Here is a 21,254-nt window from a genome sequence, read left to right as displayed (position 1 = left end):
GCAAGACCGCATGAAAAAGCCATCCGCTTGTCAAACAGCGGATGGCTTTTGGCATTAATACTTATTCATTGAAGACTCTGTATTACCAGATTCGGCCATTTGCAATTTGCTTTCTTCCGTATCACTCTTGGCATGTCTATGGCGGTGCAAGATAGCGTTGATTTCAGCTCCGACTACGAGGATTAAACCTGTCAGGAAGAACCAAAGAATCAAAATGATCAAACCGCCGAGGCTCCCGTAAGTAGCCGAAAAGTTGCCGAAGTTTGAAACATAGAAAGAGAATCCAAGAGAAACAAGCTGCCAAAGAATCGTGGCAATCAAAGCACCTACAATAACCTCCTTGAAAGGAAATTGCTTATTCGGTGCAAATTTGTACAACATGGCCAAGACAAGGCTCATAACCGCGATGGAAATGACCCAACGAAGTACTTGGAAAATAATTTCTGTTTGTTGAGGCAAATTCAGGAACTCGGTGATCGTATTGATGATGGCGCCGCCAAAAATCGGTAGGACAAGCGCGACGATAACAGCAACTAGCATGAAAATCGTCAAAATGATGGCCATCCCTTTTTTCTTGAAAAATGAGCGGGTTTCCTCCACATCGTATGCTTGATTCGTCGCGTCTATAAACGCGGTCATAGCATTGGATGCTGACCAAAGCGTACCGAGGATACCGAAAGTCAGTAGACCGCCGGATGGTGTAGTCACGACGCTGATGATATTTTCTTCAAACGTAGCTGCGACTTCGCCCGGTAGGATGCTGCCAATAAAATCGACTACCCGTTGTGGGTCAAGCTGCAAATACGGCAGAATGGCCAATAGCAAAATTAATAAAGGAACGATTGCTAATAGGTAATAATAGGCCTGCGCTGCCGCAAGTGTCGTCGCATTGTCTTTCTTGAATTCTTGGCCAAGTTCTTTGGCATAAGACGTCACTTTGCTCATAACTTTGTACCTCCATTTTTTTATAAAGTTATTAAGTATATGCCCGATGCCGCCAAGAAAAAACCTTGAAAAAGGAAATTATCCGCTTTTGCGCCTTTAAAAGCCGTGTTAATCGATTGTGCGAATGCCGAGAAGATCGTCAAAATCGATGCGTGCAGCTGTAGTTCCGGATAACACCTCCACGGTTTGGGTGGACAAGTCGACTGACATGATGGTTCCGGACACGACTGCCAGCCCGCCGTCCCAATAACGCAGTTCCGCCATACATTGCCGCTGGTGGGCTATGCCGATTTCCTCCTGCAATAATCCGAGTTCTTCTTCATCGAGATGGGGTTTATGGAGAGAAGGCTCATCGGCCCGCCATTCCCGCAGCATCCGGACATGTTCCGGCAGCATCAGCGCTCCCCATTTCAATTGCCCCCTGTCCAATACGTCCCCTTTTACCGTCAAATGCTGATTCTTTTTCATTTCCACCACTCCTTTCTAAAAAAATAAGAACATTTGTTCTTATCGTAAAGAAATAATGATGAATGGTCAATTACTTCTTTTCTAAAAAAACAGGACTGCCTGGGGGCAGCCCTGTTTACGCGTTGATTTCCGGCTCTTCGAGTTTCTCAAAAGCGATTTTGAGGATATGGTGATTTTCCATGGCGATGATTTCCCAGTGGTAGCCGCCTTTTTCAAAAGAATCTCCGGCTTCGGCTTCGATGAGCTGATGCTGCATCCATCCGGCTATCGTATCGATTTCGTCGCTATCTGCAAATTTCAGGCTAAATCGCTCTTCCAAATCTTTCAACAGGACGCGGCCATTCACTATGTAGCGGGTATCGCTTTCTTTCACGATTTCAGCTTCTTCTTCTTCATCAAACTCATCCCGGATCTCCCCAACGATTTCTTCGAGGATATCTTCCATCGTGATCAGGCCGGATGTGCCGCCGTATTCATCGATGACAAGGGCAATGTGGGTGCGGTCTTTCTGCATTTTCACGAGCGCCATCTGCAGAGGCGTCGTCTCGTGGAAATACGGAAGGTTATGGATGAGTTCCGTCATTTGGACATTGCTGTTGATTGCATAATAGGTCAGCACTTCTTTGGCATTGATGAAACCGATCAGGTCATCTTTGTCGCCGTCGCGTGCAATCGGGTAGCGCGTAAAGCGGTGCTCCCGAAGTTCAGCGAGCAATTCCTCAGTGGACAAATCGTCTGGAAAAGCGACCATTTGTGTGCGCGGGATCATGACATCTTTGGCGCTGCGCTCGTCGAATGCAAAGATATTCTGCATATAGGAAAGCTCCGTCTGGTTGATTTCACCGCTCTGGAAACTTTGCGCCATGATAATCTTCAGTTCTTCTTCTGAATGGGCTTGCTGCTCGCCTGCAGGTTCCACACCGAACATGCGAAGCAGCAAACGGGCAGAGCCGTTCAAGACGAAAATGAACGGATACATGATTTTCCCGAAGATATAAAGCGCAGGGGCCAATGACAAAGTCATCCGTTCCGCAAACTGAAGTGCCAGCGATTTCGGCGCCAATTCCCCGATGACGACGTGCAAAAATGTCACCAGCGCAAAAGCAAAGGCGAACGAGACGATCGTCGACACGGCTGAAGGCACGCCCAGCCAGTCGAATAGAGGATGGAGAAGGCGCTCAACAGTTGGTTCCCCGAGCCATCCGAGGCCAAGGGCGGTCACCGTGATGCCAAGCTGGCAAGCGGACAAATAATAGTCCAAGTCGCCAACGACTTTTTTGACAATGACGGCTTGCTTATTGCCTTCCTCGATCAGTTGTTCGATGCGCGACATGCGGACTTTGACGACAGCAAATTCCGTGCCGACAAAAAATGCGGTTAATGCAATGAGTAAAACGAGAAGAGCTAAATTCAGTAAAAGTATGGGGTCCAATAAATTCCCTTAAATAAGGGATTCACCTCCGAGGTAGTTTGTTCTAATTTATCACAAGTCAGCGAGGGATGCCCAGAAAATCCATTAATGGGCTTCAAGCACGCGCTTGGTGATTTTGCGGATATCAATTGCCGTATCCTCTATCATGATATCGTCAAGGATGACATCGCGGAAATAATCGACGCTGGCAGTGAGTGGAAGATCGAGGATCTTGCTGAGTGCAATCCGGTACATTTTCAGAAATTCCTTATCGGTATTTCCGCGCTTCAGCTCCGCGAACGCTTCGTAGAATTGATCGAGTTTATCGGCAAACTCCAACAGCCTGCCTTCGAGCGACTCGTCTTTTCCTTCTTTCATGCGGTCGAAAAACACTTCCTGAAATTCTTCTGGAATTTCTTTTAAGATGAATTTCTCCATCATCCCTTCTTCGACTTTCGCCAGGATTTCCTTGAGTTCGGGGGATGCGTATTTCACCGGGGTTTTGATGTCCCCGATAAATACTTCCGCAAAATCATGGTTGATGGTCCGTTCATAGAGGGATTTCCAATCGACAGGACGGCCTTCGCGCTCTTCGATTGTAGCGAAGAACATCGCATACTGGCTGACTTTCCAGGAATGTGCGGCAACATTATGCTCTTCAAATTTGAACCTGCCCGGTGCCCGGATGATCCGCTCCAAATCATTTAATGAGGTGAAAAAACGGTGAATTCCCATAAAAAACGACTCCTTTTGCTGATTTCGATGTCTTCAGCATACCCGAAAAACGTTATAATAGAAATTAAAGAGTGATTCAAAAAGAAAAGGAGCGCAATCAGCTATGACAGGAAAAACACACATCACGGGCGGCATTGCAGCCAGTCTGGCATTTGCGCAAGTTTCCCATTACGAGCCCGCCATCTTATTGATCGGCGGTGTGGCCGGAGCGTTGATACCGGATATTTGCCACGGGTCGAGTAAGATTGGCCGAAGCTTCCCGATTTTATCGAAGCTGATCAGTACATTGTTTGGCCATCGGACTTTCACCCACAGCCTGCTGTTTTTGGTGCTCATGACTGTCCTGTTTCAGTCAGTGTTGCCGAATGAAGCCTTGGCAATGGGCATTCTTGTCGGAATGATCAGCCACATCATACTGGACATGGCAACGAAAAGAGGCGTAAAACTATTGTTTCCCCTGCGCGTAACGGTGCGCTTGCCGATTACCACATCAACCGGAAGCTTCACAGAATATCTGGTGTTCGCTGCCTTGTCAGTCCTGTCGGTTTATTTCGGCTATGGTCTGTTCAACTTCTCGTAATACGTTTCAAGCAGTGTCCTTAGGGAATAGGAGGAAAAAGCAGTCCAAGAGGAGGAACTATAATGCCTAGAGACGAATTTTCCAAAGATGCCAACCCGACAAGGGATAATAACCGAAGAAAACGTGAAGAGTTTGAAGGAATCGACCGTGAGTCGCAGGAAGATGGCGAGAAAATGAGAAAAGAAGGCGCCCACAGCAATACCGGCGTCGGCGATGAACGGAATCCGATCGGCGAATCGGAAAGCAAGTGATTGAATCTGCCTATAGAGAAGCTGCCGGAACTGATCGGCAGCTTCTTTTTTATGGCTTCAAGCTTTATCCGAGCAGCCTCTAGTTGCTAAGGAAACTATAGAAAATAAACTCGCTATGAAGAAATGTGAAATCTCTGTGCAAAGAGCGTTTCACAGCCCTTGTCCAGCAAAATGAAAACGGCTACACTTAAGCAAGTGGAATAATTAAACAATTTTCATTATTTGAAAAATGGAGGGATAAAATGATTTCAACGACATGGAACTGGATGTGGGCGAAGCACGATCAAGCGAAAGACATGCTGCGCTTTTTCGCCAAGCCCGGCTCAGCTTTGCAGCCGGATGACCGCGACCGTGCAGAAGATGCAGGTACATACGATGAGCGCTTCAAAAAGAAAAGTTATAATAAGCCGCAATTGGTGGGGCTGATCCTCGGCCCTTTACTGTTCGTCTTAACGATGCTGTTCGTGAACCCGGAAGGCTTGACGCCGGAAGCGAAGGCGATTTTGGCGAGTACTATATGGATTGCGACGTGGTGGATCACCGAGGCGATTCCAATTCCCGCCACTTCGCTTTTGCCGATTGTCTTGTTTCCTTTAACGGGGGGATTGGATGTGGGGGCGACTACTTCCGCTTATGGAAACGACACGATTTTCCTGTTCATGGGCGGCTTCATGATCGCCTTGACGATGGAAAAATGGAATCTGCATAAACGCATTGCTTTGACCATCATTTCATTGATCGGCACGAATACCGAGCGGATCATTCTCGGGTTCATGGTGGCGACTGGGTTCCTGTCGATGTGGATTTCCAACACCGCTACCGCCATGATGATGGTACCGATCGGGCTGGCTATCATTTACCAGGTGTCGGAAGCGCTGAAACATGACGACTCAATCGATACTTCCCAGGAAAATTTTGGGTTTGGCAAAGCGCTCATGCTCGGCATCGCCTATTCCGCATCACTTGGCGGGATCGCGACTTTAATCGGGACGCCGCCAAATACATTGCTTGCCGGCGCGGTCAATGAAATCTATGGGATTGAAATCACTTTTGCTGAGTGGATGCTGTTCGGCGTGCCGGTAGCGTGGATTTTCATCTTTGTGGCTTGGTTCTATTTAATTAAGATTGCCTTCCCATTAAAACTGAAGGAATTGCCGGGAGGCAGCGCCGTCATTAAAGAACAAAAGACGGCGCTCGGCAAAGCTTCCTACGAGGAAAAAATCGTTTTCGCGATCTTCCTGCTAGCAGCATTTTCATGGATTACCCGCTCGTTCCTGCTAGTGGAATTTTTGCCCGGACTGAATGATGCGATGGTCGGGTTGATTGCAGCATTGATCTTGTTCGCTATTCCCTCGAAAAACCGCAGAGGCGACAATTTGCTGGACTGGGCAACAGCCGTTAAATTGCCATGGGGCATCCTGCTGCTCTTCGGCGGGGGCTTGGCAATCGCCGCAGGTTTCACCCAATCTGGCCTTTCCGAATGGGTAGGCGGCCAGTTGATCGGCCTGCAAGGAATCAATGTCTTGATTATCGTTCTTGTCGTTGCGGCATTCGTACTGTTCCTGACAGAAATTACGTCCAATACCGCCACGGCTTCGATGATGTTCCCGATCATGGCTTCGTTGGCAGTGGCACTTGGCATCCATCCGTATGCACTGATGGTGACGGCGGCCGTGACAGCATCCTGCGCATTCATGCTGCCGGTGGCAACACCGCCAAATGCCGTCGTCTTCGGTTCAGGTTATTTGAAAATCATCGATATGGCCCGTGCCGGATTCATCCTCAACGTCTTCGGGATTGTCTTTGTCGGTCTGGCCGTCTACTACTTCCTGCCGCTCGTCTGGGGCATCGATTTATTGAGCACCCCGGCACAGTTCCTGGAATAAAATAAAAGAGCCGCCTCATGCAATCGAGGCGGCTCTTTTTCTGTACCAAGTAACGATTAATACATAAAACGCAGGCATCACTGCGCAAAGAAGGATCAGCACGGTCCATCCGAAGCGGGTCCAGATCGGGCTGAGCAATGAACTTCCAGCGGCCACGCCGATATAATACGATACGAGATACAAGCTTGATGCGCTGCCTTTATGATGCGTGGCTTGCTGGCCGACAGAAGCGGCGGTCAGTGAATGGGCCGTGAAAAACCCGAGGCAAGTCACACATAAGCCGACTGCCACCATCCATAGTTCAGGGCCGAGCGTCATCAACACGCCGGTGGAAAAAATGAACACGCCGATGATGCGCACTCGCCTCAAGCCGAATGCTTCAGCAGCCCGCCCGGCAAGCGGTGAGCCAATGACCCCGATGCCGTAGGCGAAGAACAGATAGGAAATCGCCTGCAGCGACATGGAGAATGGCGGTGCTTCAAGGTGAAACGGCAAATAGGTCCAGACGCCGGTGAAAGCGATTTGGAGAATCGCGCCGAGGCCGAACACAACGAGCAGTGCCGGATTTCTTAAATGGAATAGGAAACCTTCGATATCTTTTGAAAAGCTCAGCTCGCTCGGTTCAAAATGATGCGAAGGGGGCAATAGCAAAAAGACGGCAATAAACAAGGCGATGCCAGTCGCGCCGAATGCGAAAAACGTCAATTGCCAGGAAAACGCATCCGTGAGAAATCCGGTCAAGACGCGCCCGAGCATGCCGCCGAGTGCATTGCTCGATATGTATAAAGCTGTAGCATAGGCAATGTTTTTTCGGTCGATTTCTTCGCTGATATAGGCGAGCGCTGCAGCCGGAACCCCGGCAAGCGCAAAGCCCTGGATCAAGCGCAGCGCGAGAAACACAGTAAACGATTCGACAAACGGCAGGATGAAAAACGGGATGGCAGAGCCGAGCAGCGACCAGATGATATAGGCGCGCCGCCCGTTGCGGTCAGAGAAGAACCCGAGAATGACCAGTCCGGCAATCAATCCGATGATGGTCAGGGAAAGCGACAGGCTGGAAGTTGAAACCGACACTCCGAAATCCGAGACGAATACCGGCAGCAAAGGCTGGACGGCATAGATATTGGCAAAAATAAATAACGAAGCCAACAGCAGGCTCGCAATAATTTTCCAGAATTCACGGTCGCGTACCGTGTATGTGCGTTTTTCCATGAAGACAATCACTTCCGTTTCGTCAAAGCTTCTGCCATCCATTCTATCACTCATTGGCAAATAAGTGGGAGCGGCAAAAAGGGTGTAAAAAAGCCCGCATGAAAAATGCGGGCTGGGCGTTAAAGCTTATTGAAATACGCAAGAATTTGTTTGCGAGTAGGTTCTTGCAGGCGATAGCGCAATTCCTTGTTTTGGGTATTCACGAGATGATAGGCCGGGTTTTCGACAACCGTAAACTTCCAATGAGGCTTCACGTTCTTTTTCTTCAATTGCAGTTCAGGAGGCATCATCTTATCGGTGAAGCTTTCAAGTTTAGCCATCAGGAACGTATCCATATAACGCACAATAACAAACCCTTGGTGTTTCTCGGGGTCATATTTCGAGAGATTGTATTCACTTACATCAAAGCCTTTTTCGTAACGTTGCACAGACGGAGAAAGGACAAAAAAGTCCTCATTGTAAAAAACATTCGAGTTGCCGAATTGCTTGAGGCCCAATTCCTCAACCAAAAGATCCTTATTGACCAAATTCATTTCGCGCGCAGTAGCCATGCAATTCCTCCTCATTTCCTTATAGTCTCTCCATTATAACATTCTTTTGGATTGTACGCAGAAACGGCATACCTAAAGGAATGCACAGCAGATTGCTAGAGAAGTTTGAAAAATCTGTTATATTGGAGTTAAACCAATCCACTTAGAAAAGGAGAGGATTTCAGTGTGCGGAAGATTTGCGTTATATGCAGATTACGAAGCCTTGCTCGAGCGTTTTGAGATAGAAGAAGCCGCGCTCGACCGGGCTTCCTACGAAGAGAATTACAATGTGGCGCCCTCCCAGCAGATCGCTGCGGTCATCAATGACGGCAAACGCAATCGGCTCGGGACATTTCGTTGGGGGCTCATCCCGTCATGGGCAAAAGATCAGAAAATCGGCTACAAGATGATCAATGCCCGGGCAGAGACGGCGGCAGAAAAACCAAGTTTTCGAAGCGCCTTCAAGAAAAAGCGTTGCTTGATACCGGCGAATGCATTTTACGAATGGAAAAAAGGCCAGGATGGCAAAACGCCGATGCTTATCCATTTGGAGGACGATGAATTGTTCGCATTTGCAGGGCTATGGGAGTCGTGGGAATCGCCAGAAGGGGAATTGATCCATAGCTGCACGATTTTGACGACTCAACCGAATGCGGTGATGGCGGATATCCATGACCGCATGCCGGTGATTTTATCAAAGGGCGATGAGAAGGCTTGGCTGGATCCGAATATCCAGGATCCCGAGCTATTGCAGAAACTCCTCAAGCCTTACAATGCGGCAGAGTTGGAAGCGTACGAAGTATCTGGCGCGGTCAATTCCCCGAAAAACAAAGGACAGGAATTGACCCGGAAAATCGGATGATCACACTTTCATGCAAAGGGGAGGGTCATGGTGAAAAGCGGATTGATCTTGGAAGGCGGAGGCATGCGGGGCGTCTATACGGCTGGCGTGCTGCAGAAGTTTATGGAAGAGGGCCTGTTTACGGATTATGTGATCGGTGTATCCGCCGGGGCTTGCAACGCTGTATCGTATCTTTCCCGGCAAAGCGGCAGGAACCGGACGGTGATGATCGATTATGTCACGCATCCTGACTATATCTCAATGAAAAATTTTCTGAAAAAACGGGAACTGTTCGGCATGAACTTGATTTTCGATGACATCCCGAACCGCCTCGTGCCGTTTGACTACGGTGGATTCGGTGCAGCTGCGGAAGAATTCGTTGTCGGAACCACGGATTGCATGAGCGGAGAAGCAATCTACTACCGCAAGCCGCTGCCCCCGGAAGATTTGCTCACAGTCGTGCGGGCATCTAGTTCGCTGCCGTTCATGTCGCGCCCTGTGGAATACAACGGGCGACTGCTCATGGATGGAAGCCTGGCCGATCCGCTGCCGATCAAACGAGCTTTGTTGGATGGCGTGACCAAACCGATCATTGTGATGACGCGTGAAAAGAGCTACCGGAAGCGCCAGACGCCCCTTATGCGTCTCGCTCCGGCATTTGCACGGCAGTATCCGGGCCTTGCGCGGGCGCTAGAGGAACGGCAGCGCATCTATAACGAATCGCTGGAGCACATAGAGGCGCTCGAAGCACAAGATGAGGCCATTATCGTACGCCCCCGCAATTTGCACAGGCTGCGCGGCATCGAGCGGGACCAGGAGCGACTTGCGGCTTTGTATGTCCAAGGCTACCGGGATGCAGAACTGGTCGTGCCCCGCGCGAAAAAATTTATCCATGCACAACATGCCTTAGGGTTGGAAAGGAGCTTGTGATGATTACTGAAATAGACCAGACAGATGAGAGAATTGCACGCGACATCCAGTCGATCCAGCGTCCCGCTTACCGGATCGAAGCGGAACTGATGGGGTTTCATGATATCCCCCATATATCCGAGACGATCAACGAAATCCAGCAAAGCGGAGAGACCTTTCTTGGCTATCAGGACGACTATCTGAAAGGATTCATCTCCTATAAAGAAGAAGATGGCGTTATCGATATTTACCGGCTCGTGGTAGACCCGCTCCAGTTTCGGCAAGGGATCGCCCGCAGCTTGGTGGACCATCTCCTCAAGCAAAAGAATGCAGCGGAGTTCATTGTCAGTACCGGCACAGCAAATGTCCCGGCACGTAAATTATATGAATCGTTCGGCTTTCGTGAAGACGAAACCTTCGAAGTTGCGCCAGGTGTTACATGCACCCAGTTCCGCCTGGTTGTTTGAGCTTCGGCCGCCACAGTTCTCCTGAGGACTGTTGGCGGCTTTTTGTGCTTTTGGGAGATGCAGGCACATTTATTTATTTTTAATTCGAGATAATATAAAATGTAGGAAGTGGATATGTCCCTGTCCGCACAGAAAGGAGTGCGATTCAGATGATTAAGATCTTGCCGCGCATTAACGAATTGGCACAAAAAGAGCGCAGCTACGGATTGAGCTACGCGGAAATCCGGGAGCAGCAAGTGCTCCGCCGCGAATATCTCCAGGAAATCCGTGGACAAGTCGAGACAACTGTAACGAATATGACGGTAATTGACCCACTCGGCGCAGATGTCACGCCAAGCAAAGTCAAAGACTTAAAATAAAAAGAGTAAACCCAAACGATTTCAGAGAGGAAGAAAATAGATGAACGATTATTTAGTGAAAGCCTTGGCCTACGACGGCCAAATCCGTGCCTTCGCAACGCGCACGACAGAAACGGTGAACGAGGCGCAGCGCCGCCATTACACATGGCCCACAGCGTCCGCAGCACTTGGCCGTTCCATGACAGCAAGCGTCATGCTCGGCGCGATGCTGAAAGGCGAAGAAAAATTGACGATCAAAATCAATGGTGGCGGCCCGCTCGGCACCATCCTTGTTGATGCCAACGCAAAAGGCGAAGTACGTGGCTATGTTTCCAACCCGCAAACCCATTTTGACTTGAACGAGCAAGGCAAACTCGACGTCCGCCGGGCAGTCGGGACAGAAGGGACACTGACTGTCTCCAAAGACATCGGTTTGCAGCATCCGTATGTCGGCCAAGTGCCGATCATCTCGGGTGAACTTGGGGATGATTTCACCCATTATATCGTGACTTCTGAACAGACGCCTTCCTCTGTCGGCGTCGGCGTTATCGTCAATCCCGACAATACTATCCTGGCTTCGGGCGGGTTCATGATCCAATTGATGCCGGGGACTGATGAAAAGGTGATCAGCCAGCTTGAACAGCGGCTGACTGAAATCCCGACGATCTCAAATATGGTGCGTGCAGGTTTGACGCCTGAAGATATCTTGGACGAAGTATTAGGCAAAGAAAACGTCAAAGCGCTTGATACGATGCCTGTGAATTTCCAATGCCAATGCTCGCGGGAACGCATCCATAATGCGATTCAGGGCCTTGGGTCTGCGGAAATTGAAGACATTATCGTGACAGAAGGCCAAGCGGAAGCACAATGCCATTTCTGCAACGAAACCTATGTGTTCACGAAAGACGAATTGCAGGACATGTTGTCTTAATTCACTTTATGCAAAGCCTGTGGAATATTCCGCAGGCTTTTTGATTTGGAAGCTAAAGTTCAATATGATATGATGTTATTATCTCGAATTAAAGATATTATAAATAGGAGGTTTTTACATGATGAAACATATTTACAACCCACCAGCGGATGCATCCAAGCCAACATTCCTGCTATTGCACGGAACAGGTGGAACAGAAACGGACTTATTGCCAGCAGCAGGGCACATCGATCCGGAAGCGGGCGTGCTGAGTGTTCGCGGGAATGTGTCGGAAAACGGCATGCCGCGGTTTTTCAAACGTTTATCTGAAGGCGTCTTCGACATGGAAGATTTGCGTGAACGGACAGAAGAGCTGCATGCATTCATCGGCCAGGCAGCTGATGAATACGGCTTTGACCGCAATAACGTCATCGCGCTTGGCTATTCGAATGGCGCAAATATTGCCGCGAACCTGTTGTTCTCGTACAAAGATTCTTTGAAAGCGGCGATCTTGCACCACCCAATGGTACCGGACCGCAATAAGGAATTGCCGAATCTGGAAGGGACGCGCGTCTTCATCGCTGCCGGCACCAACGACCCAATCTGCCCGAAAGAGGAATCGGAAGATCTTGAAAAGCTGCTAAGCGGAGCCGGCGCTAAAGTCGATCTGCATTGGGAAAACCAAGGCCACCAGTTGACGATGGATGAATTGGTTGCAGCGAAAGCTTGGTATGAAAAAGGATGAACAAAGCTCCTCCGACTATGGAGGAGTTTTTTCTTTCGCCCGATTCCGTTCCGCAAGCTTTGACAATCATGATATGCTTCGGTCATGATTAATGAAAACGAACTGAAGGAGGGATGGCGGTGCAAAACAATCCGCGCATCACCGAGCAGCTTGAAGCTTGGGTGAAAGAAAACAAAGGGCATGCCGTTCTCGGCACCACAGCCCAGTACATACCGGCCTTGGGCAAAGTCGACCCGGGCAAACTTGGGATCTGCATGATCGATGAAGATGGACATTATTATTGTGCAGGGGACACCGACACCGAGTTCACTTTGCAAAGTATCTCCAAAGCGCTGACATTCGTGGCGCTCAGTTGCCATTATGGTTTGGACTTCGTATTGGAGAGGGTGGATGTGGAGCCAACAGGAGAAGCATTCAACTCCATCGTGCCGTTTGAAATCCATCGGCCAAATAAGCCGTTCAACCCATTTATCAATGCGGGAGCCATTACCATCTCATCGTTGCTCCCGGGGCGGAATGCGCAAAAGAAATTTGAGTTTTTGAAAGGTTTTCTGGAAGAGTTGCTTGGCCATCCTATCGAAATCGACAAGGAAGTCTACGATTCGGAATGGGCTACCTCACACCGCAACCGGGCGCTCGCTTATTATTTGAAGGAAGCGAAGTTCCTCGAGCTCGAAGTGGAAGAAGCGCTCGATATCTACATCAGCCAATGCTCCATTAAAGTTTCAGTGAAGGATTTAGCGCTTCTCGGCTTGATACTCGCCTACGACGGCTACAACCCGATCACGAAAGTGAAGCATTTTTCCGAAGAAATCGCACAAGTGACAAAAGTATTGATGGTCACTTGCGGCATGTATAATTCGTCCGGGAATTTTGCGGCGCATGTCGGCATTCCAGCCAAAAGCGGCGTTTCAGGAGGCATCATGGCAGCCGTTCCGCCGAAACTCCATTCGCAAACCTATGAATTCCGTGCAGGAGCGGGCATCGGCGTTTACGGGCCGGCAATTGACGTGCAAGGAAACAGCGCTGCCGGAACAATGATGCTGCGGCAAATTTCAAAAGAATGGGATTTAAGTATTTTTTAATAAAAATGCCAAAATCAAGCAGGGTCTTGCAATGAAATTACATCACTGCAAGGCCTTTTTTCATAGTTTTTTTCGATTTTTCTATTTATTTGTTTCTGTTTATGGTGAGGGGGTACAGAAATACTAGGCAATACATAAAAGATGAGGAGTGGAAAAATGGCACAAGATCCGAAGAAAGTTGATGAAAACAGCAAGAACGAACAATTAGAACAATTCCGTTCAGACGACAGTGGCAAAGATTTGACGACGAACCAAGGCTTGAAATTATCAGAGGATGAATTTTCCTTAAAAGCGGGTGAACGCGGGCCTACTTTGATGGAAGATTTTCATTTCCGTGAAAAAATGACCCATTTTGACCATGAGCGCATTCCAGAGCGCGTGGTCCATGCACGTGGATTCGCAGCACACGGTGAATTTGAAGCTTATGATTCGCTTGAACATTTGACGAAAGCAAAATTCCTTTCGAAAAAAGGCAAAAAAACCCCGGTCTTCGTCCGTTTTTCCACAGTAGCAGGCTCTCGCGGTTCTGCAGAGACAGTACGCGATGCACGCGGCTTTTCGACCAAGTTCTATACAGAAGAAGGCAATTACGATTTGGTCGGCAATAACATTCCGGTATTTTTCATCCAGGACGCCATCAAGTTCCCAGACTTGGTCCACGCGATTAAACCGGAGCCGCATAACGAGATTCCGCAAGCAGCAACAGCTCACGATACGTTCTGGGATTTTGTCGCCAACAATCAGGAATCGGCCCATATGGTCATGTGGACGATGTCTGACCGCGCCATTCCGAGAAGCTTCCGTACAATGGATGGATTCGGGGTCCACGCATTCCGTTTCGTCAACGCGGAAGGGAAATCCCATTTCGTGAAATTCAATTGGAAATCGACGCTCGGCGTGCACTCTCTCGTATGGGATGAAGCCCAGAAAATCAACGGGAAGAACCCCGACTTCCACCGGGCAGATTTGCATGAAGCTATTGAAAGCGGCGATTATCCAGAATATGAATTGGGCGTCCAGATCGTTCCGGAAGAAGACGAGCACAAATTCGATTTTGATTTGCTCGATGCGACGAAAATGTGGCCGCAGGAAGAGATTCCAATCCACATCGTCGGCAAGATGACCTTGAACCGCAATGTCGACAACGTCTTTGCGGAAACTGAGCAAGTGGCGTTCCATCCAGGCCATGTAGTGCCGGGAATTGATTTTTCGAATGATCCACTTCTTCAAGGCCGTTTATTCTCATACACGGATACGCAATTGATCCGCCTAGGCGGGCCGAATTTCCATGAGCTGCCGATTAACCGCGCTGTTTGCCCGTTCCATAATAACCAGCGCGATGGCTATGGCCGCCAGACGATCAATAAAGGAAAAGTGTCATATCAGAAGAGTTCCTTCACCAACCATACGCCGGCACCTGTCAGCGAAGAAGACGGAGGATATGTCCATTACCAGGAGAAAGTGGAAGGCCGCAAAGTTCGCAAACGCAGCGACAGCTTTAAAGACCACTTCTCGCAAGCGACGATGTTCTGGAACAGCATGAGCGAGCCGGAACAACAACATATTATCGAAGCGTTCAGCTTCGAGTTGGGTAAATGCGACAGCATCGATATCCGCCAACAGGTCGTGGATATGTATGCAAACGTCAATCTCAAGCTGGCACAGGAAATTGCCGGCAACATCGGCGTTAAAGCTCCACAGACCGGTACTACCGATACCAGCAAAAAATCGCCGGCTTTGAGCCAGGAAAATACCGTCAAATCCGCGAAGACGCGCAAAGTTGGCGTTATTATAGCACCTGACTTTAACGGCAAGGACGTTATGGAAGTGCTGGATCAGCTAGAATCCAAAGGCCTGCAATACGAAATCATCAGCGAACAGCAAGGCAAATTGGACGCCGGAAACGGTAAGCAAGTGAAAATCGACCATACGTTCACTACTGCAGACCCGGTACTGTTCGACGCCATCTATGCAGTCGGTGGTCCGGACATCAGCAAGAAATTCGCACGAAATGCCGCCTATTATGTAACGGAAGCATTCGGGCATTTCAAACCGATCGGCGCCACGCATGAAGGCAAAAAATGGCTGGATGCCAATGGTTATACCGGCGAGCCAGGCGTTGTTACAGGTGATTCCATGAAAGGCTTTGCAGACAGCTTTATCGAAGCCATCGCGGCACACCGCCATTGGAATCGTGAAGTTTGATAAAATATGGTGGAAAAGTAGTATTTTGGCACATTTCAAACTGAAAATGTTTAATAACACACCTGAGGGGTAATTTCAAGACTAGAAATCAAAAAACTTCTCAAAAAAATGGAGGAATTTGAAATGGCTAACAATAAATTCATGGGAACATTCGACACAGAAACAGAAGTACTGAAAAAGATCGAAGACATGAAAGAGCAAGGTTCACGTGAAGAAGACATGTATGTGATGGCCCGCAATGAAGACCAGATTTCAATGGTACGCGGACGCACAGACGTGGATTATAAATCATCCGAAGGCAATTGGATGGATAAATTCATGGGCTTCCTATCCGGCAATGAACCGACGCGCGAAGCCTTCTCCAATATGGGTGTAGACGAAGCAGAAGCAGACCGCTACTACAATGATGTACAAAACGGCAAGATCCTCTTGTTCGTAGACCGTGAATTCGGCGCGAACTACGAAGGGGAAGCGCCATACGATAACACCAGCTATGGAAACGTCGACAGCACGGAAAGCTCAGGTACAGTCGATAGCACGACGAGCCAGAGAAAAGTCGACAACTCGGCAGTGGCACGCGACGGGTTGACAGTCGATACTAACGAAGAAAACGACGTAGCGTACAACACGGAGCGCGATGCATTGGGCTCTGAAACTGCTGGAGTGGATAGAGAGCGTGGAACAGGATTCGGACTTGGAACAGAAGATCGTACAACAGATGATGTCGATTCAACAGGCACTCACCGGGCGACTTCGGATTTCAATGACGAAACGACAAACCGCAATCGTACAGTCGAAGATATCGACCGCGACCTAGACCGTGCAGATTCGGAAGAAGAACGCCTGCGTTTGCATGAAGAGCGCCTGCAAGTCAATAAAGAACGCGTTCAAACGGGCGAAGTCCACGTCGACAAGCATGTCGTCGAGGAAGAACAAACACTTGAAGTACCGGTTGAACGTGAAGAAGTATATGTCGAGCGCCGTCCAGTAAACGAGGAAGATACAACTGGCACGCATAACTATACGGAAGGTGAAGATATTCACGTACCGGTTTCTGAAGAACGCGTCGATGTCACGAAAAAAGACGTTGTCTCTGAAGAGATTTCCATCGGCAAAAATAAAGTGCAGGACACAGAGCATGTCAGCGAAACTGTCCGCAAGGAAGAAGCTGACATCCATAAAGACGGCGATTTAGTTGAGGACGACGAATTTGACCGTAAAGACCGCACAGACCGCGATAGACTATAAGCAGCATGGATGAAAAGCGGAGGGAGTCCCCTCCGCTTTTTTGTATGCCTAAGGCAATTCGATTATAATGGAAGCAAGCTTGGAGGGATGAAAATGGACGGGAAAAAAAGAAGTGACGTAAAGCCAGGGATTGAAGTGAATGTGATCTTGAAAAAAGACCAGCGTACCGGCAAGAAAACGCAAGGCGTCGTCAAAGATTTATTGACGAACTCAGCGACGCACCCTCACGGCATTAAAGTGCGCTTGGAAGACGGGCAAGTCGGGCGTGTTTGTGAAATTCTAAACGGCAAGTGAAAGGAAGGGAATTGCATGAGTGAACAGCACAACCAAGACGACCTGCAATCATCTGACCCGCGAAGAATTGGGGCGAATCGCACGAGTAAAGAACAAGACGAAAAAGAGCGTGTTCATGAAGATTTGGCAACGAGAAAAGACAAACGCCAAACAGGCGATCCTGCCAAACCCCAGGAACGAAATTTTATTTGAATGGAAAGCAGGCCGCTTAAAAGGGCCTGCTTTTGTGCTATTATGAAAGAGATTGCCAATGCAAAAGGAGTCTATTATGAGTGATTTTTTTGAAAGAAAAAAACAGGAGCTCGGTGTCGAGCTGAATAAAATACAGAAAAAAGCGGTCATGAAGACAGAAGGCCCGCTATTGCTTCTCGCCTGCCCAGGCTCCGGCAAAACCACGACCATGATCATGAGGATCGGTTATTTAATCGAGGAAAAAGCCGTCCAGCCGAAACGTATCAAAGCCATCACCTTCAGCAAAGCATCGGCAACTGATATGCTTGAGCGCTACGCCCGGTTTTTCCCTGGGCTTTCCCCGGTGGATTTTTCGACAATACATAGTCTAGCTTTTCAAATCACGAGAGAATACTTGTCGACGGATGATTATATAATGATTGAAGGGGCCGATTCGAATCGCCTCAATAAGAAACGCCTGCTGAAAGACATCTACGCCCGTGAAAACGATGAGCCGATTACCGATGATCAATTGGAAGAATTGGTGTCGTTCATCAGCTTTGTGAAAAACAAAATGGTGCCGAAGAAAAAGTGGAAGACACTGGACGAACCATTCCCGAGCGCCATCGACATTTTAACCATCTATGAAGAGTACAAAGAGAACCATGAACCGAGGCTCGTGGACTTCGATGATATGTTGACGATCGCTTTTGAAGCATTAAATACCAACGCCAAGCTGCTGTCAAAATACCAGCAGCGCTGGGATTATGTCATGACGGATGAAAGCCAAGACACGTCCATGGTCCAGCACGCCATCGTTGAAAAGCTGGTCGAGAGCCACCGCAATCTATGCGTCGTAGCGGATGACGACCAGTCCATCTATACGTGGCGGGCGGCAGAGCCGAGCTATTTGCTCAAATTCCGCCAAGTGTACCCGGATGCCTATATTATGAAAATGGAGCGCAATTACCGCTCATCGGGCACCATCGTCAGTACGGCCAATCAATTCATCAAAGCGAATAAATTGCGCCATGATAAAAATATGTTTACCGACAGGCCAGAAGGCGGGCCGATCGTTATCCGGCGTCTCGCCTCGCAGGAAGCGCAGCTGAAGTATTTATTAAAGGAACTTTCCACTCTCGAGGAATACGGAAATGTTGCGATTTTGTACCGCAACAACTCTTCCTCAACTTTATTGATGGATGAACTGGATCGCCTCGGCATACCGTTTTATATGAAAGATGCGGACAACCGCTTTTTCAGCCATTGGATTGTCCAGGACATCTTAAATTTCATGCGTTTCAGCCTGCGCCCCGAACGGGTAGACTTATATTCCAAGATCGCTTCGAAGACGAACGCCTATTGGTCGGCCTCTCAGCTTAAGCAATTAGGGCGGATGCAGCCGACGAAGCAGCATGCGTTCGAAGAAATCACTTTGGCTGTCACCATGAAGGATTACCAGCTGCGGATCATCGCGGAACAGCGGAAATGGATGGATGCGCTAAAAGACATGCCGCCTTTGAAAGTAATCCAGACCATCCGACGTGATATGGGCTATGACCAGATGCTCAAAAGCCGCGCGGAGAAATTCGGCATGAAGCTCGATTATTTGCAGCAGATCCTCAGCACGCTGGAACAAATCGCCGAACCGCTTCCAACGATGATGGATTTCGCAAAACGCTTAAAACAGCTGGAAGAAGTGACAAAGCAGGCAAAAACTGAAAAAACTGATGATATGCTGACCTTGTCCACCATGCACAGCTCAAAAGGCTTGGAGTTTGACCGGGTTTATTTAATCGATTTAGTCGAAGGGATCGTGCCGACAGAAGAAGACGCCGACGATCCCGCGTTGCTCGAAGAAGCAAGGCGCTTGTTCTATGTTGGCATGACCCGGGCGAAACGCCATCTGGAATTGCTCAGCTACGACAAGGAATCGCGTTTTGTAGAAGAAGTGCGGCGTATTGCCTTGCCAAAAATGAAACGCGAGGGAATCGTTAAGCCATCCGCGCCGAAAGCCCCGAAAGCGAAAGTTACTGTGCCGAATAATCCCGATGCCGTCCGTTCCGTTGAGGAATTGCGGGTGGGCGCAAATATACGCCACCGCGTCTTCGGAAATGGCCGGATTACGGATTTGGATGAAGAGAAAGTTGGCATCCAGTTTGCCAAAGAGCATAAAGAATTTCTATTGGAAATTTGTCTGCAATATCAATTGCTTGAACTAACTTAAGAAAGACAGACGCAGAAGCGAGGCATTATAGATGAAGATCAGGGATTGGAACCGCAGCCTGAAAGTTCGGCTAGTGGGCGAGTTTTTCATGAATACAAGTTTTTGGATGGTGTTCCCATTTCTAGCGATATATTTTGCGGAAGAGTTCGGGAAAGGGATGGCGGGCCTCTTATTGATCGTCTCCCAAATGTTTTCCGTGGCTGCCAATTTGTTTGGCGGCTATTTTGCTGACCGTTTCGGACGCAAGCGCATGCTCGTATCAGCGGCGGTGGCGCAAGGCTTTGCATTCTTGCTGTTCGCTGTGGCAAACTCGCCTTGGCTCAGTTCGCCCGAGCTCAGTTTTGTAGCGTTCACTTTGGCCGGCATGTGCGGCTCATTGTACTGGCCAGCAAGCCAGGCGATGATCGCGGACGTCATTCCGGAAAAATATCGGAGCGATGTATTTGCGGTGTTCTATACGACCCTGAATATTGCCGTCGTCATTGGCCCTCTGTTCGGTGCGGTGTTGTTCTTCTCCTACCGGTTCGAATTGCTGTTGTCAGTTGCCGTCATTTCGATGCTCCTTGGGTTGTTATTGCGTCTTTATACAGTGGAGACCTTGTCGGCAGAAGTTATGGACAAATGGAAAGAAGGCGGTGCGACTGGCTGGAGAGGGGCATTGATTTCGCAAGTGAAAGATTACGGCATCATTTTGAAGGACCGTGTCTTTTTGCTGTTTGTCATTGCGGGTGTCATGGGGGCGCAAACCTTTATGCAATTGGATCTCGTCATTCCGGTCTATTTGAAGGAAACAATCGATCGCCAAACGATTCTCGATTTTCTGGGGCGTGAATGGTCAGTGACCGGCGAAACTTCTTTCGGTATTTTGCTGGCGCAAAACGGCTTGATTGTAGCGCTCTTGACAGTAGTCATTACGCGTTGGATGACCAAGTTCCCGGAGAGATGGGTGTTCTTCTTCTCTGCCATGCTGTTCGGCTTATCGATGGCGATTTTCCCGATGACTTCGTGGTTTTGGGTGTTCTTCGTAGCGATGGCAGTCTTCACATTCGCTGAATTGATGGTCGTCGGGCTGCAGCAAAGCTTCATTTCCAAACTTGCGCCTGAATCAATGCGTGGACAGTATTTCGCCGCCGCGAGCCTGCGCTATACGATCGGCCGGATGATTGCGCCGGTCTCGATCCCGATGACCGCCTGGTTCGGGTTCGGCTGGACCTTTATCATCCTCGGCACATTTGCGGTGTTGAGCGGCTTTGTTTATCTAGCAATGTTCCGTTTATATGATAAAAGAACGGTTGCGGGTGTATAGTTGGACATAAAAAAGCCTGAGCGGTTAAGCTCAGGCTTTTTGTATAATCAGTCTTGTTCTTTTGCCAATTTGACTAGCATATGTGCGAGCATATGTTGTTCTTCTTTGTCGCCTACTTGCCATAAGCGCTGCAATAGATACTCTTCGCTATTTTTCGGATCTTCTTTTTTCGAAAGATAGTCAGCTACTTTAGATGCCAGCTGCGCGATGCGTTCTTCGCTTAAGCCCATTTTCTCGCCCATCGCTACTTTATCGCCTAAATAATCGATGAAAGTCGAGAATTCAGCCAAAATCTGTTCTTTCTTTTTATTGTCCGTATTGCTCAATTTTTCTTCTACTTTTTTATCAACGTTTTCCATGTATAATTCACTCCTCGTCATTTTTTGTTGCTAGTTAGTGTTTACCACAGTCTGGAAAATTTAAACGTTCGAATATTGAAAAAGAAAAAGCTGGCTGCCGTTTAAGTAGGGGCGGTTGGGGTATTCAGATA

23 protein-coding genes are annotated in these 21,254 nt (G+C 48.6%); 16 read left to right on the top strand and 7 right to left on the bottom strand.

Features of this window, described 5'->3' with window-relative positions; translation table 11 throughout:
- Nucleotides 1–54: 54 nt before the first annotated feature.
- The 4 genes from G3255_RS14745 to G3255_RS14730 all read right to left on the bottom strand — a co-directional run bounded on the left by G3255_RS14745 (nt 55) and on the right by G3255_RS14730 (nt 3,559).
- Nucleotides 55–945, bottom strand: a complete 891-nt coding sequence (locus tag G3255_RS14745; RefSeq protein ID WP_211655160.1) for a YihY/virulence factor BrkB family protein — start codon at nt 943–945, stop codon at nt 55–57.
- Nucleotides 946–1,053: 108 nt separating this feature from the next.
- Nucleotides 1,054–1,413, bottom strand: coding sequence for a YolD-like family protein (locus G3255_RS14740; RefSeq protein WP_211655159.1), 360 nt, complete (start codon nt 1,411–1,413; stop codon nt 1,054–1,056).
- A 115-nt stretch (nt 1,414–1,528) separates the two neighbouring features.
- Nucleotides 1,529–2,845 carry a hemolysin family protein gene (locus tag G3255_RS14735; RefSeq protein WP_249222138.1) on the bottom strand — a complete coding sequence of 439 codons (1,317 nt, stop codon included), beginning with the start codon at nt 2,843–2,845 and terminating at the stop codon, nt 1,529–1,531.
- 84 nt (nt 2,846–2,929) lie between these two features.
- Complete coding sequence (locus G3255_RS14730; RefSeq protein WP_211655158.1) at nt 2,930–3,559, bottom strand: YfbR-like 5'-deoxynucleotidase; 630 nt, start codon at nt 3,557–3,559, stop codon at nt 2,930–2,932.
- Between the two features lie 103 nt (nt 3,560–3,662).
- Here G3255_RS14730 and G3255_RS14725 point away from each other — a divergent pair, with 103 nt between their 5' ends.
- From G3255_RS14725 to G3255_RS14715, 3 genes are all read left to right on the top strand, one after another.
- Nucleotides 3,663–4,139, top strand: coding sequence for a metal-dependent hydrolase (locus tag G3255_RS14725; RefSeq protein WP_211655157.1), 477 nt, complete (start codon nt 3,663–3,665; stop codon nt 4,137–4,139).
- Between the two features lie 62 nt (nt 4,140–4,201).
- Nucleotides 4,202–4,390 carry a hypothetical protein gene (locus G3255_RS14720; protein WP_211655156.1) on the top strand — a complete coding sequence of 63 codons (189 nt, stop codon included), beginning with the start codon at nt 4,202–4,204 and terminating at the stop codon, nt 4,388–4,390.
- 242 nt (nt 4,391–4,632) lie between these two features.
- Entirely contained in the window at nt 4,633–6,276 is a 1,644-nt protein-coding gene (locus tag G3255_RS14715; protein ID WP_211655155.1) for an SLC13 family permease, read from the top strand.
- 15 nt (nt 6,277–6,291) lie between these two features.
- Here G3255_RS14715 and G3255_RS14710 read toward each other — a convergent pair whose 3' ends face one another.
- Both G3255_RS14710 and G3255_RS14705 read right to left on the bottom strand, forming a co-directional pair.
- Nucleotides 6,292–7,488: an MFS transporter gene (locus G3255_RS14710; protein ID WP_211655937.1), complete on the bottom strand. Its 1,197-nt coding sequence runs from the start codon at nt 7,486–7,488 to the stop codon at nt 6,292–6,294.
- A gap of 119 nt (nt 7,489–7,607) precedes the next feature.
- Nucleotides 7,608–8,039: a hypothetical protein gene (locus G3255_RS14705; protein ID WP_058382819.1), complete on the bottom strand. Its 432-nt coding sequence runs from the start codon at nt 8,037–8,039 to the stop codon at nt 7,608–7,610.
- Between the two features lie 163 nt (nt 8,040–8,202).
- On the opposite strand from G3255_RS14705, the gene G3255_RS14700 reads away from it, so the two are divergent.
- The 13 genes from G3255_RS14700 (at nt 8,203) to G3255_RS14640 (ending at nt 20,764) form a co-directional block, all read left to right on the top strand.
- The gene (locus tag G3255_RS14700) at nt 8,203–8,880 is read left to right on the top strand and encodes an SOS response-associated peptidase (RefSeq protein WP_211655154.1); all 678 of its coding nucleotides are present in this window, start codon (nt 8,203–8,205) and stop codon (nt 8,878–8,880) included.
- Between the two features lie 27 nt (nt 8,881–8,907).
- Nucleotides 8,908–9,789 (top strand): patatin-like phospholipase family protein, encoded by an 882-nt coding sequence (locus tag G3255_RS14695; protein WP_211655153.1) that lies wholly within the window; start codon nt 8,908–8,910, stop codon nt 9,787–9,789.
- Nucleotides 9,789–10,235, top strand: coding sequence for a GNAT family N-acetyltransferase (locus G3255_RS14690; protein WP_211655152.1), 447 nt, complete (start codon nt 9,789–9,791; stop codon nt 10,233–10,235). Before G3255_RS14695 ends, G3255_RS14690 begins: the two co-directional genes overlap by 1 nt.
- Before the next feature lie 149 nt (nt 10,236–10,384).
- The gene (locus G3255_RS14685; RefSeq protein ID WP_211655151.1) at nt 10,385–10,594 is read left to right on the top strand and encodes a DUF896 domain-containing protein; all 210 of its coding nucleotides are present in this window, start codon (nt 10,385–10,387) and stop codon (nt 10,592–10,594) included.
- A 40-nt stretch (nt 10,595–10,634) separates the two neighbouring features.
- On the top strand, nt 10,635–11,504 hold the full coding sequence (hslO, locus tag G3255_RS14680) for an Hsp33 family molecular chaperone HslO (protein ID WP_211655150.1): 870 nt from the start codon (nt 10,635–10,637) through the stop codon (nt 11,502–11,504).
- Nucleotides 11,505–11,625: 121 nt separating this feature from the next.
- Nucleotides 11,626–12,228, top strand: a complete 603-nt coding sequence (locus G3255_RS14675) for an alpha/beta hydrolase (protein ID WP_211655935.1) — start codon at nt 11,626–11,628, stop codon at nt 12,226–12,228.
- Nucleotides 12,229–12,341: 113 nt separating this feature from the next.
- Nucleotides 12,342–13,313 (top strand): glutaminase, encoded by a 972-nt coding sequence (locus tag G3255_RS14670; protein ID WP_211655149.1) that lies wholly within the window; start codon nt 12,342–12,344, stop codon nt 13,311–13,313.
- A gap of 156 nt (nt 13,314–13,469) precedes the next feature.
- Complete coding sequence (locus G3255_RS14665) at nt 13,470–15,518, top strand: catalase (RefSeq protein WP_211655148.1); 2,049 nt, start codon at nt 13,470–13,472, stop codon at nt 15,516–15,518.
- Nucleotides 15,519–15,641: 123 nt separating this feature from the next.
- Complete coding sequence (locus G3255_RS14660; protein ID WP_211655147.1) at nt 15,642–16,766, top strand: YsnF/AvaK domain-containing protein; 1,125 nt, start codon at nt 15,642–15,644, stop codon at nt 16,764–16,766.
- A gap of 93 nt (nt 16,767–16,859) precedes the next feature.
- Nucleotides 16,860–17,060, top strand: a complete 201-nt coding sequence (locus G3255_RS14655) for a YwbE family protein (protein WP_211655146.1) — start codon at nt 16,860–16,862, stop codon at nt 17,058–17,060.
- 15 nt (nt 17,061–17,075) lie between these two features.
- Nucleotides 17,076–17,252: a hypothetical protein gene (locus G3255_RS14650; protein ID WP_211655145.1), complete on the top strand. Its 177-nt coding sequence runs from the start codon at nt 17,076–17,078 to the stop codon at nt 17,250–17,252.
- Nucleotides 17,253–17,328: 76 nt separating this feature from the next.
- Nucleotides 17,329–19,458 (top strand): ATP-dependent helicase, encoded by a 2,130-nt coding sequence (locus G3255_RS14645; RefSeq protein ID WP_211655144.1) that lies wholly within the window; start codon nt 17,329–17,331, stop codon nt 19,456–19,458.
- A 31-nt stretch (nt 19,459–19,489) separates the two neighbouring features.
- Nucleotides 19,490–20,764: an MDR family MFS transporter gene (locus G3255_RS14640; RefSeq protein WP_211655143.1), complete on the top strand. Its 1,275-nt coding sequence runs from the start codon at nt 19,490–19,492 to the stop codon at nt 20,762–20,764.
- Nucleotides 20,765–20,811: 47 nt separating this feature from the next.
- On the opposite strand, the gene G3255_RS14635 is transcribed toward G3255_RS14640, so the two are convergent.
- Complete coding sequence (locus G3255_RS14635; RefSeq protein WP_211655142.1) at nt 20,812–21,123, bottom strand: DUF3243 domain-containing protein; 312 nt, start codon at nt 21,121–21,123, stop codon at nt 20,812–20,814.
- Nucleotides 21,124–21,254 lie beyond the last annotated feature (131 nt).

It is taken from the genome of Planococcus sp. MSAK28401 (genome assembly GCF_018283455.1).
Taxonomy (GTDB): Bacteria; Bacillota; Bacilli; order Bacillales_A; family Planococcaceae; genus Planococcus; species Planococcus alpniumensis.
Note: the sequence above shows the minus strand (reverse complement) of the source record. Positions and strands in the feature narration are given on the sequence as shown.